We start from the raw sequence: 12,022 nt of genomic DNA, 5'->3' as shown, positions 1-12,022 counted from the left end.
GACGCGGACTTTTGGCGTCAGGCGACGCGTCACCGGCCAGATGGCGTGCACGACGATGTCTTCGAGGAGACAGTCCGACAGGACCGTCTCTTCGTCTTGTGCCTACGGCAGCTGCCGCAGCAGGCCAACCACCGCCTTGCCATCGGTGAAATAGGGATCGCCGCCGCCATTGCGCCCGGTCTTTGTCGCACCGATGCCCGATATCTCGCTGGTCGAGATCAGCATGCCTGCGGCAGACAGGTCGCGGATCAGGAAGTCGCGCTCGGCGTCGATGTCGGGACCGATATGGTGGGTGATCTGGCCGGTGTCGTGGCTGAGGCCGACGCCGCGATCGAAGCTTGCCGCACCCAGCCAGAGCGGCCGGCCATCGTCTCCCGTCGCATCGGTCTGCCAGAAGCGGACATGATGACGCCGGTCGGCACTGTCGCCGACCGGCTTCTCGAAGGCCAGATCCTGTGCACGGCCTTCGAACAGCAGCCGGCTGACCGGCGCGTCGGGATAGGGCCGATCGAACAGCACGCTTTCGCCGATCTCGACCGCGGTCTCCAGCGTGAGGGCGTCGGCCGTGTCCCATCCGGCGACGGCGAAGGCATGGACCAGCTCTTTTTTGGTGCCGACGAGGCCGACATTGATTGGATCGCCGGCGATGCCTTGCGGCGTGTGCGTCACCATCTCGAAGCGCTGCGTGCGGAAATTGCGGTCGCGCAGGGTCCAGAATTCCGGCGCGGCGAAATAGGCGAGCACGAGATAGCCGGCACAGAACGCCACCAGCCAGATCGTTGCGCGTCGTCGAAGGCTTCGTCGGCTCATGCGAAAGCTAAACGCCCAGTCTACTTGGCAGAGCTTACCACGCCTTTGTCATTCTCGGGCGGAGGAGCGAAGCGACATTGCGAAGACCCGAGGATCCATGACCATGACACCCTCGCAAGGCGCGGCGACGCAGAACCGAGCACCCTCCGTCGAGTTCCTTCGCACCCCCCTCTGTCCTGCCGGACATCTCCCCCGCAAGGGGGGAGATCGGCAGCTTCCGCCTCGGCGCCTCTTTTTCAAGGTCGGAGATTGGCGAAAGCATTCGCGGCATCCAATCTCCCCCCTTGCGGGGGAGATGTCCGGCAGGACAGAGGGGGGTACTGTCCCTCCAGCGTTGCGAAAGATCCCGCACAGCAGGTAACAGCAGGATTCTCGGGTCTGCGCTGGAAAACTGCCGTCTAGCGGCAGGCGCGGTAGCCGTTCTTGCGGTTCTTGATGTCGAAATGGAAATGGTTGCGGTGGTCGTAATTGTAGCCGGGACCGAGCACGGTGGTGAAATACTGGCAGCCGTCGGCGCGCACAGTGTTGAGGAAGCCGCGGGTGCGGAAGGCGAACAGGCCGGGCTTGCGCACGTCGATCTCCTTGCCATTGCTAAGCTCGATGCTCATGACGTCGAGCGCGTTGCCCTTGCCGTGCTCCGACAGCGTGCCTTCGCCGGCGATCCTGCGGCAGGAATAGCTCGAGCCCTGGCGAATGGTCCTGACGCCGGAGAAATAGCGCCAGCGGGCGGACGGGACCAGTTCATTCCTGGCCCAGCCGGCGAAGGTGGTGGCCATGTCGCAGGTCAGCGTCGCAGCCGGCTTCATCCCGATGCGGCCGATGGCCGAGATCTTGACCGGGTAGTCGATGCCGCACTGGCCTTCGCGGATCGGCGCAAGGTCGCTGTAGACGACGCCCAGGCGCTTCAAATCCTTGCGGCACTCGACCTCGCTGGCCGGCATCTGTTCGGTCGGCGCCATCGGCTCGTCCATGCGCGGATAGGCGGCGGTCATGTAGGGGTTGGACGGGACGAGGCGCTGCATTCCAGCGTATTTCTGGCCAGCGTATTCTGGGACAGCTGATGTCTGGCTGCCGACATCGACGGCCGGTTCCAGGGAAAGCACGCTGCCGGTGGTGCAGGCCGAGACCGCTGAGATGGCAAGCCCGCCGGCAATCATGCGCGCGCGTCTCACTTGCCGCACGGCTACAGACGCGGCGCGAAATATCCCGGCCATTGGCAGGTTCCCGGTCCCCGAGCCGATCAGGCTCCATGTCATCGTTTGATCATGATCTTTTTCCGAAAACCGGATCCCACTTTTCGGGGTCATGATCAGATGAAACGGAGCTTACCCGCCAACAGTAAAGGAAAAATCAGCGGCTGCGTTTACGGCTGCGGCCAAATTGCGGCGCGTCGGTCCGCAACCATATCACTGGCAGAAGGTGCCGCCGTTGCGGCGCGGTGCAAGATCGAGATGGAGATGCAGCGAATGATCGGCATCGCTGCCCGGGCCAAGCACGGTCTTGAACGGTCCGCAGGCTGCCTTGCGTACTGCGTTCAGGAATTTCGCCTCCTTTTCCGGCGGCGCCGGGCGGATGTCGATCCTCCTGCCGTCCGAAAGCGTGAAGCTGGCGATGTCGAGCGCGTTGCCGAAGGCGTGCTCCGACAATTTCCCGCCGCCATTGCGGTGGCGGCAGACGAAGGCGGATGCCTGGCCGACCGACTTGAGTTCGGCGCCGAGCTCGGCCTTGGCCGCCGGCTGGACGATATCGGCGGCGAAGCGCACGGCGGCCTCGGCCATCTGGCAGTTCAACTCGGATTCGGGGTTGATATCCAATGACTTGCCCAGCGTCTTCAGAGCGATCGGATAGGGGACAGAGCAGCCGACCGCCGCATCGTGCTCGGCTTTGCGTTCCTCGAAATCGACGCCCATCGACTTCAGCCGCCTGCGGCAGGCCAGTTCCTCGTCCGGCATTTCTTCCTGCGGCACAGCGGCCGAGCGCGGGTCGGGAGGGATTTTTTTCTCCGGCGCCTGCGCCGGCTTCTCCGGTGGTTTTGGCGCGGCGGTCGGTGGTTCTGCCTCGGCGGGCTTTTCGGTCGGCGTCGGAGCGACTGCCGGTGGCTGCGGCCGGGCTTGCTGATGCTGGTCCGACTTCTGCTGGTCCATTTTGTCGGTCGCGGGTTGATCAGGCTTTGGCGCATCCCCAGGGCGCGGCTCGGGGATCGGCACGTCGGCAGGCGCGGCTTCTTGCGCTGATTGCGACTGATTGAGCTCCGGGACGGGTACGCTATCGGGCAGTTCCGGAGCTTGGGCCAGGGCCGCTCCTGCCGACAGCATCGCCGCTGCCAAAGGCAGCGCCAATCTGATCAATCCGGCCATTCTGATCGATGTAGGAGAGGTCACCACCGCCATTCGCCCTTAACGGCGGACGAATGCGGAAGTTGCCTGAACGAGGGCATTGGCCGATCACAAACGGTGACCGCGGTGTTACGCACCGATCGCTTCCAGCCCTTCCTCCAGCCAGTCGGCCAACAGCGGCATGCCGAGCAGATATTTCGCCGTGCGCTTGTTGGCGCGCTCGCGCGCGGCCGTCAGCGCGTCCGCCCATTCCGAGGCGTCATAGTCGCCGCGGCCAACCCAGGCGAGTGCTACGAGTTCGGCCGCCTCGTCGACATTGAGGTCGTTGATCAGTTCGCGCAGCTCTTCTTCGGTGAGGTCCTCGGAACGTTCCTCGACGAGACCGTCATGATGATGGTTGTCATGCGCCTCGCTATCGAGTTCTACCTCGTGCTCGGCGCCATCGGCATAGTCTTCGTTGACGGCGGCGCTCAACGCCTTCGCCTTGAGGATGAACAGGCGCACCGTGTCGGGACCGATCGAAAGCTCCCATTCTTTTTCAAGGCGCCGCTGCACTGGCCGTCTCCGCATACTCCGTTGGCGTTTGCTGGATGATAGCGGATTTGCAGCGCTCGTCACGTTTTGTTCGGCGCTTCCATTTTCCGACTGGCGCGGGCCGTTGAAAAGGCTTTCACTGGCCGTGACTTTTTTCCGGGATGAAACGGCTTTTGCCCGGCGTTAGTCTTGCATTGTCATGCTTCAAGGAGAGTTCGATGCGCAGACGATTGCTGATCCAGGTTCTGGCGGTTGCCGCCCTGCCGCTGTTTGCTGTTCCGGCGTTTTCGGCCGGTGAAGGTGGAGGCGGTGGCGATGGCAGCCAGACGACACAGTGCAAGAAAGGCAAGGTCTGGGACAAGAAGCTGAAGAAGTGCGTCGCGCCCAAGCACGGCATGCTGGACGACGACAACATCTATGAAGCCGGCCGCGCGCTGGCGATGGCCGGACGTTATGACGAGGCGATTGCCGTGCTCAGCCTGGCTGCGGACAAGAAAGACCCTCGCATCCTCAACTACCTCGGCTACTCGCACCGCCATTCCGGACGCGTCACCGTCGGTCTCGGCTATTATGAGGAAGCGCTGCGCATCGATCCTGATTACACGCTGGTACGCGAATATCTCGGCGAGGCGCATCTGCAGATCGGCGATCTCGCCGGCGCCCGGGAACAGCTCCGCGAGATCGAGAAACGCATCGGCAAGGGATCTCGTGAATACGGCATGCTGTCCGAGCAGATAGACCGTTTCATGAAGAGCTGAATAGAAGCCCGAACTTTTCCTCACCACCGGCTGTGAGCAATCGCAGCCGGTTTTTATTGCCGCTCGCTCGGCCAGCCGGGCTGCCATGACGGCATTTCCGCAAATGGCGGGCGAATTTTTCAAAACCGATTTTTTGGCGTGAAAAACCCGCGAAGATTGCTATATTGGAGGAAATTGCGGTGACACGGTTCCGTTAGCCCGAGGCTGCCGGACCGTTTTCTTTTTGTACCCATCGACAAGGTCGCTCCCGGAATGCGGGGGCGGCGGCAGGAAAGGTCAGGCATTATGAACAAGGTCCCGATGACAGGCGAGGGGTTCGCGTCATTGAAGGAAGAACTGCGCTGGCGCCAGCAGGAAGAGCGGCCGCGCATCATCGAAGCAATCTCCGAAGCGCGCTCGCACGGCGATCTCTCTGAAAACGCGGAATACCACGCGGCGAAAGAGGCGCAGAGTCTCAATGAAGGCCGCGTCAACGAGCTCGAGGATTTTATCGCCCGCGCCGAAGTGATCGACATCACCAAGCTCAGCGGCGAAAAGGTCAAGTTCGGCGCGACCGTGGTGCTGGTCGACGAGGACACGGAAGAGAAGAAGACCTACCAGATCGTCGGCGACCAGGAAGCGGACGTGAAGTCAGGCCGCATCTCGATCTCCTCACCGATCGCGCGGGCGCTGATCGGCAAGGAAGTCGGCGATGCCATCGAGGTCAACGCGCCAGGCGGCGCGCGGGGCTATGAGATCGTCCAGGTGCAGTTCATTTAGGACCTTTTGATAATTCTACTCTGGCGGCCGACTAGCGCGGTTTTCTGCGCTTCCGGTGCTCACGTACTTTAGTACGCTCCGCTCCGGTTCTCGAAAACCACGCTATTCGACTCGCCAGAGCGAATTCTGAAAAGGTCCTATGTCGCGGCCTGCGATTTGAGCGCAAGCAGCTTCTCAGCTTCCGCTATCACCTCTATCGGCGCGACACGAGCGCCGGGCGCGGCCAGCAGCGTTGACGAGAACGGCCCGCGCGGGCCGGTCAGGCCGGGTTCAGTCGTCACAAACACCGCGACGGTCGGCAGGCCGAAGGCACTGGCGAGGTGGGTAAGGCCGGTATCGGCGCCGATGACCAGCACCGACCGGCCGATGATCGCGGCGATCTCGGCAAGCGGTGATTTCGGCACCAGCACGGTCTGTGGAACGGCTTGGGCGATCGCCTCGGCAACCGCCTGTTCCCTGTCGTTCGACCAGGTGGTGACCGGCGTCATTCCTCTTTCGACGAGAAGCCGGGCAATCTCGATCCAGTCGCCGACCGGCCATTTCTTGTCCTCGCGGCTGGTGCCGTGCAGCAGGAAGGCGGTTTTTCCGCCGACAAAGGTCGACCCGACGGCCGGCGGCACGATGCCGGAGTCGAGCCTGGAAAAGTCCGGTTCATAGCCGAGCGCCAGCCCGAACAGCCGCCTTGTGCGTTCGATGGCGTGCAGGTCGCGCGGCACAGCGTAGCGGCGGTCGTAGAACACGGTCGCCGAAGGCTCGCGAGCGCTCGACTTGTCGAAGCCGGCGATCGGCGCCGCGGCCTGTTTCGCCACCACCGCCGACTTCAGCAATCCTTGCGCGTCGATGACGAGATCGTAGCGGCGATCCCGCAAGGCGCGGCGCAGTCCCGCTGCCTCGCGCCATGTGCCGCGGCCGAGCGGGCTTGTGCGCCAGCGCCGGATCGCCACGGTGTGGATGGTCGCGATCGCCGGATGCAGCGCCACGATGCCGGCAAAAGCCTCTTCCACACACCAGTCGAACGACACGTCCGGCCGGTTGCGGCGCGCATCCTCGACGGCTGGAAAGCTGTGGATGACGTCACCCATCGAAGATGTCTTGACGATGAGCACCCTCATGCGGCGGCCGGCATTTCCAGCAGCCGTTCCGCCGCCGCCGCGACCTGTGCCACCTCAAGCGTGTTCAGGCAGTTGAGGTGGCCGAGCGGGCAGATTTTCCGGTGGCAGGGCGAACAGGACAGGCCGAGCCAGACCAGTTCGCGCTGCTCGGCGAGCGGCGGCGTATTGTGCGGCGAGGTCGAGCCGTAGACGGCCACGATCGGCGTGCCGACCGCGGCGGCGACATGCATCAGCCCACTGTCGTTCGACACCGCAAGCCTGGCCGCGGCGATCAGGTCGATGGCGTCCTCCAGCCGCGTCTGGCCGGCGAGGTCGACAACATCAGGTGCAAGCGTGGCGATTTCCGCCGTCACCTCAGCGTCGTTCTTCGATCCGAACAGCGCGACCGCAAAACCTTTTTCCATCATGTCGCGGGCAAGGCCGGCATAGTGGTCGCTCGGCCAGCGTTTGGCCGGCCCGAACTCGGCGCCGGGCATCAGCGCGACGAATTTTTTCGCCTCCAGCCCGAAGCGGCCCAGCAATGCCGCCTGGTTTTTCGTGTCGACAGCGAGCTTGGGAGCATGGAACGTGCCGCCTTGCGCGAGGCCGAAATAAGCCTGCGCCGTGCGCCGTTTCACATCGTCGGGCAAGGCTACGACATCGGTCAGCAGCCCGTAGCGCATTTCCTTGAGGTAGCCGACACGGCGCGGAATGCGGGCAAAGAACGGGACCAGCGCCGACTTCCAGCTTCCAGGCATGACATAGGCGATGTCGTAGTGGCCGCGCAGCAGGCGGCCGACGCGCCTTCGCATGCGGAATTCCAGCGCTCCGGATTTCAGCGGCAGATCGACCTGCCGGCGTATTTCGGGCATCCGCTTGACCAGTGGCGCCGCCCATGCCGGCGCCAGCACGTCGATCGCGGCGTCCGGGTGAAGCTCTCTCAGCGCCGAGAACAGGCACTGCGCCATCACCATGTCGCCCACCCAGCGTGGGCCGATCACGAGGATCGTTGGGCTTTCAGCCATTCGACATAGTCTCTGACGCCGGTTTCCACTGTGCGAAACTGACCATTGTAACCGGCGGCGCGCAACCGGGACATATCAGCCTGCGTAAAACTCTGGTAGCTGCCCTTGAGATGGTCTGGGAAGTCGATGAACTCGATCTCGCCTTTGCCGAGCGCGCCGATCACCGTTTCGGCAATGGCGCGGAACGGTTGGGCTCGGCCGGTGCCGCAGTTGAAGATGCCGCTTGAGCCGCGTTTCCACAACCACAGATTGATATCGGCAACGTCGCCGACATGGATGAAATCGCGGCTCTGCTCGCCGGGTCCGAAACCGTCATAGGCGCCGAACAGTTTTGGGTTGTGGCCTTGCTCGACCTGGTTGAACAGATGGTAGGCGACCGAGGCCATGGCGCCCTTGTGCGCCTCGCGCGGACCATAGACGTTGAAGTAGCGCAGGCCTGCCACCGGCGAATGGTCGGTTTCGAAGACGGTGCGGCGGACATAGTCGTCGAACAGCTTCTTCGAATAGGCATAGACATTGAGCGGGCGCTCGCAGTCCGGCTCCTCGCGAAACTCGGCGCCGCCGCCATAGACGGAAGCCGAGGAGGCATAGAGGAAAGGCAGCCGCAGCGCCAGGCAGGCATGCAGCAGCCGCTTCGAATAGGCGTAGTTCACCTCCATCATGAACTTGCCGTTCCACTCGGTGGTGGTCGAGCAGGCGCCCTGGTGGAAGACGGCCTCGATGCGGCCAAGGTCCCCGGCCTCCATCCGCGGCAGGAAATCGTCCTTGTCGAGATAATCGGCGATCTGCAGGTCGGCGAGATTGGCGATCTTGTGGCCGTCGGTCAGGTCGTCGACGACGAGAATGTCGCTGATCCCTTCGGCATTGAGCGCGGCGACTATGTTTGAGCCGATCATGCCGGCGCCGCCCGTGACGATGATCATGAAAGCCTCTGGTATCTTGTGCCAATTCCGGCCCTTATAGGGGAGGCTTGCGGGGCTGTCGATAAAGCAGGTCGCAATCCGGCGGTTGGCTGCAGACCTCAGTGCCGCCGCACAGCTTTCGCTTCAGTCGGCGATCCACCGGCGAAGCACGACAGGAGCAAGGGTAATGCCGTCGACCGAACTGCTTATCGCCTTTTTCGCCACCACGGCGATCTTTGCCTACATCCCCGGTCCGGCGATGCTTTACGCTGCTGCGCAAACCATGGCGCGCGGCCGCTGGTCCGGCCTGACGGCGGCGTTGGGTATCCATCTTGGCGGCTATGTGCACGTCGTCGCTGCCGCTGCAGGACTGTCCGTGCTTTTCCATGCCGTGCCGACGCTCTACATGGCGGTCAAGCTGGCCGGCGCGCTCTATCTGATCTGGCTGGGTGTGTCGCTGTTCCGCGCCAGGGCGCAAGACGATGCTGTTATCATCTCAGGCATCGAGCCGAAATCCGCCCGCCGCGCCTTTTTCGAGAGCATCACCGTCGAGGTGCTCAATCCAAAAACTGCAATCTTCTTCATGGCGTTCCTGCCGCAATTCATCGACGCATCGGCGACGTTTCCCGTCTGGCTGCAATTCCTCGTCCTCAGGACGATCGTCAATCTGATGTTCTCCTCGGCGGATGTCATGTGCGTGGTGCTGGCGGGTGCGCTGATCACCAGGCTGCGACGCTCGAGCCACGCGCAACGCCTGATGCGGCGTGCGGGCGGTGCGGTGCTCGTCGGATTGGGTGTCCATGTGGCTTTGCAGAAAAGCTGATCCGTCGACCGGCTTTGGCTGTGGGCCGTTCGGTGCCTGCCGTTGCGCTGAGCCGAATTGCGGTATATCGGCTTCGCCATGAACGACCAGCCCTGCCAGTCCAGCGTTTTCACAGCATCGGGACCGGCTCTCATTGCACGTCGAAGATGACATGAGCGAGCAATACCTGCCTTCTTCCGAACCGCTTCACCGCGCCATCTCGCGGTTCGGCAACATCACCGTGCTGGTGGTCGGCGACTTCATCCTCGACCGTTTCGTCAACGGCGTCATCGAGCGGATTTCGCCGGAAGCGCCAATTCCGGTGCTGCGCGGGCGTGGCGAAACCTCGGCAATGGGCGGCGCCGGCAATGTCGTCGCCAACATCGTCTCGCTCGGCGCTGCCGCAATACCGGTTTCGGTGATCGGCGCCGATCCGGCCGGCGACAATCTCATGCGCATGCTTACCGAGCTTGGCGTCGACACCGGCGGTCTCGCGCAGGACGCCAACCGGATGACCTCGTCGAAAAGCCGTTTCAGCGCGCTCAACCAGCAGGTGCTGCGCTTCGACGAAGAGGAAATCAAGCCGCTACGCGACGCCGAGCGGGCGACGCTGATCCGGCTTTTCCGCGCCGGGCTCGCGCAAGCCGACATCGTCATCCTGTCCGACTACGGCAAGGGCATGTTGCTCGACGGCGTCGCCGGCGAGCTGATCTCGATCTGCCGCGAGGCGGGAAAGCCGGTGCTGGTCGATCCCAAGGGTCGCGACTATGCTTGCTACTCCGGGGCGTCGGCGATCACGCCCAATCGCAAGGAACTTGGCGAGGCGGTCGGACGCGCGGTGTTTGCCGATGACGAGATCGTCGCCGCGGCGCGTGAGCTGATCTCGGCACATGGCTTCGAGTTCGTCGTCGCGACGCGCAGCGAAAAAGGCATGAGCGTCGTCGATGCCGACGATGCCCGCCACATTTCCACGCAGGCGCGGGAGGTGTTCGACGTTTCCGGCGCCGGCGACACGGTCATCGCTACGTTTGCGTTGGCTCTGGCTGCGGGCGCCGACCGCGTCATTGCCGCGGCCATCGCCAACGCGGCGGCTGGCGTGGTGGTGGGAAAACGCGGCACCGCACGGCTGACGGTCGAGGAACTCACCGGCGCGCTGTTTCGCTCGCATGGACCGGTTGCCCACAAGGATGCAATTCTCGATGCCACTGCCGCCGCACGGCTGGTGGCGACGTGGAAGGACGAAGGCCTGAGCGTCGGCTTCACCAATGGCTGCTTCGATATCCTTCATGCCGGCCATGTCAGCCTTTTGCACGCGGCGCGCAGCCAGTGCGACCGGCTGGTGCTCGGCCTCAACAGCGATGCCTCGGTGCGCCGGCTGAAGGGGCCAGGGCGCCCGGTCAACGACGAGCATGACCGGGCCTGCGTGCTGGCGGCGCTTGCCTCGGTCGATGCCGTCGTCGTCTTCGAGGACGACACGCCGCTCGCGCTGATCGAGGCGCTGAAGCCCGACATACTGGTCAAGGGCGCCGACTATACGATCGATCAGGTGGTCGGCGCCGAAATCGTGCAAAAGGCGGGCGGCCGCGTCGTGCTGGTCGATCTCGTCGCCGGCAAGAGCACCACCGGCACCATCGGCAAGTTGCGCGCCGGCAGCACAAACTGAGGTTTTCATGTCCGCACTGAACGACTATCTGGTCCGCTCGGCGGCCGCGATCACCGCGATGGTCGAGCGCGACCTCACCAGCGAGATGGAGCGGGCGGTTGCCGCCGTCGTCGCCGCGCTTTCGCAGGGCAAGGCGCTGCTGATCTGCGGCAATGGCGGCTCGGCCAGCGACGCCATTCACATCGCCGGCGAACTGGTCGGCCGCTTCCTGAAGGAGCGCAAGGCCTACAACGTCATCGCGCTGCCGGCCAATGCGGCGGTGCTGACCGCCTGGGGCAATGATTACGGGTTCGACACGGTGTTTTCACGCCAGGTCGAGGCGCATGGTGCCGCGGGCGCCGTGCTGCTCGCCATCTCGACCAGCGGCAACTCGCCCAGCATCCTCGCCGCCGCCGAACAGGCGCGCATGATGGACATGACGGTGATCAGCCTGACCGGCGACAGCGGCGGCAAGCTCAAGCCGCTCTCCGATATCCTGCTCAACGTGCCCTCGACCTCGACGCCGATCATCCAGCAGGGGCATCTGTGTCTCTATCATCATCTGTGCGAAATGGTCGAAGCGCGCCTCTGTGATGGCTGACAGGGCGGTGAATCCGCACCCGCTGGTGGAGCCGGGTCTGTGGGTGGAGAGGATCGGCGATAAGGTTTTTCCCGAGCGTATGCCGGCGCTGTTCCTCGACCGCGACGGCACCATAAATGTCGACACCGACTACCCCAGCGATCCGGCTGACATCGTGCTGCGCGAAGATATCGCGCCAGTGATCGCTGCCGCCAACCGGGCCGGAATCCCTGTCGTCGTGGTGACCAACCAGTCCGGCATCGCGCGCGGGTATTTTGACTGGAGTGTTTTCGCCAACGTGAACGGCCGGGTTTTGGAACTGCTGCGCGATCAGGGCGCGTTCGTGGACATGGTGCTTGCCTGCGCGTATCACAAGGCAGGCAGTGGGCCGCTTGCCATTGCCGAGCATCCGATGCGCAAGCCCAATCCGGGCATGCTGATCGAGGCCGCCGGGCGCCTCCGCCTCGATCTCCAGCGTTCACTCATCGTCGGCGACAAGCCGGCCGACATGGAGGCGGGGCGACGCGCCGGCCTGTCGCGCGGCTGGCTGATCGACGGCGACGCGTCCAGCGAGCGAGGATTTTCGGTTCTGCCGCTGCGCGACCACAGCGACCTGAGCGTGCTGCTGGCGGCGGTCGAGGCGCTTTGGCCTTAATCCGTCCAGGTCAGGGTAGTCGCTTCAGGCCAATTGCCGGTCTCGGCGCCGCCCCTCATCCGCCTGCCGGCACCTTCTCCCCGTATAGTGACGGGGAGAAGGGGACTGCCGCAGCCTCGACGCCAATT

Annotated in this window: 13 protein-coding genes; 6 read left to right on the top strand and 7 right to left on the bottom strand. The window is 63.8% G+C overall.

Going from position 1 to position 12,022, the window contains the following annotated elements:
- Positions 1-102: 102 nt before the first annotated feature.
- The 4 genes from AC0L2A_RS29290 to AC0L2A_RS29275 all read right to left on the bottom strand — a co-directional run bounded on the left by AC0L2A_RS29290 (position 103) and on the right by AC0L2A_RS29275 (position 3,701).
- Complete coding sequence (locus AC0L2A_RS29290; RefSeq protein WP_473611750.1) at positions 103-810, bottom strand: LssY C-terminal domain-containing protein; 708 nt, start codon at positions 808-810, stop codon at positions 103-105.
- A gap of 398 nt (positions 811-1,208) precedes the next feature.
- Entirely contained in the window at positions 1,209-2,024 is an 816-nt protein-coding gene (locus AC0L2A_RS29285) for an extensin-like domain-containing protein (RefSeq protein WP_473611748.1), read from the bottom strand.
- A 192-nt stretch (positions 2,025-2,216) separates the two neighbouring features.
- Positions 2,217-3,125, bottom strand: coding sequence for an extensin-like domain-containing protein (locus AC0L2A_RS29280; protein WP_473611786.1), 909 nt, complete (start codon positions 3,123-3,125; stop codon positions 2,217-2,219).
- Between the two features lie 150 nt (positions 3,126-3,275).
- The gene (locus AC0L2A_RS29275) at positions 3,276-3,701 is read right to left on the bottom strand and encodes a DUF3775 domain-containing protein (RefSeq protein ID WP_023799808.1); all 426 of its coding nucleotides are present in this window, start codon (positions 3,699-3,701) and stop codon (positions 3,276-3,278) included.
- 197 nt (positions 3,702-3,898) lie between these two features.
- Here AC0L2A_RS29275 and AC0L2A_RS29270 point away from each other — a divergent pair, with 197 nt between their 5' ends.
- On the top strand, positions 3,899-4,438 hold the full coding sequence (locus AC0L2A_RS29270; protein ID WP_419694369.1) for a tetratricopeptide repeat protein: 540 nt from the start codon (positions 3,899-3,901) through the stop codon (positions 4,436-4,438).
- A 285-nt stretch (positions 4,439-4,723) separates the two neighbouring features.
- Entirely contained in the window at positions 4,724-5,197 is a 474-nt protein-coding gene (gene greA / locus AC0L2A_RS29265; RefSeq protein WP_023799806.1) for a transcription elongation factor GreA, read from the top strand.
- Between the two features lie 137 nt (positions 5,198-5,334).
- Here the strand turns inward: greA and waaC are convergent, their stop codons facing one another.
- The 3 genes from waaC to rfaD are packed head-to-tail and all read right to left on the bottom strand — an operon-like array spanning position 5,335 to position 8,236.
- Entirely contained in the window at positions 5,335-6,309 is a 975-nt protein-coding gene (waaC, locus tag AC0L2A_RS29260) for a lipopolysaccharide heptosyltransferase I (RefSeq protein ID WP_473611747.1), read from the bottom strand.
- Positions 6,306-7,313 carry a lipopolysaccharide heptosyltransferase II gene (waaF, locus tag AC0L2A_RS29255; RefSeq protein ID WP_473611745.1) on the bottom strand — a complete coding sequence of 336 codons (1,008 nt, stop codon included), beginning with the start codon at positions 7,311-7,313 and terminating at the stop codon, positions 6,306-6,308. Before waaF ends, waaC begins: the two co-directional genes overlap by 4 nt.
- Entirely contained in the window at positions 7,286-8,236 is a 951-nt protein-coding gene (gene rfaD / locus AC0L2A_RS29250) for an ADP-glyceromanno-heptose 6-epimerase (protein WP_473522719.1), read from the bottom strand. The genes waaF and rfaD overlap by 28 nt, the downstream gene beginning before the upstream one ends.
- Positions 8,237-8,402: 166 nt before the next feature.
- On the opposite strand from rfaD, the gene AC0L2A_RS29245 reads away from it, so the two are divergent.
- From AC0L2A_RS29245 to AC0L2A_RS29230, 4 genes are all read left to right on the top strand, one after another.
- Complete coding sequence (locus AC0L2A_RS29245; RefSeq protein ID WP_473611744.1) at positions 8,403-9,038, top strand: LysE family translocator; 636 nt, start codon at positions 8,403-8,405, stop codon at positions 9,036-9,038.
- Positions 9,039-9,189: 151 nt separating this feature from the next.
- Positions 9,190-10,680 carry a D-glycero-beta-D-manno-heptose-7-phosphate kinase gene (gene rfaE1, locus AC0L2A_RS29240; protein ID WP_473611743.1) on the top strand — a complete coding sequence of 497 codons (1,491 nt, stop codon included), beginning with the start codon at positions 9,190-9,192 and terminating at the stop codon, positions 10,678-10,680.
- A 7-nt stretch (positions 10,681-10,687) separates the two neighbouring features.
- Positions 10,688-11,260 carry a D-sedoheptulose-7-phosphate isomerase gene (locus AC0L2A_RS29235; RefSeq protein ID WP_473611741.1) on the top strand — a complete coding sequence of 191 codons (573 nt, stop codon included), beginning with the start codon at positions 10,688-10,690 and terminating at the stop codon, positions 11,258-11,260.
- Positions 11,253-11,894, top strand: coding sequence for a D-glycero-alpha-D-manno-heptose-1,7-bisphosphate 7-phosphatase (locus AC0L2A_RS29230; RefSeq protein ID WP_473611740.1), 642 nt, complete (start codon positions 11,253-11,255; stop codon positions 11,892-11,894). Before AC0L2A_RS29235 ends, AC0L2A_RS29230 begins: the two co-directional genes overlap by 8 nt.
- Positions 11,895-12,022 lie beyond the last annotated feature (128 nt).

The sequence above is a fragment of the Mesorhizobium sp. WSM4844 genome, from assembly GCF_055811775.1.
Note: the sequence above shows the minus strand (reverse complement) of the source record. Positions and strands in the feature narration are given on the sequence as shown.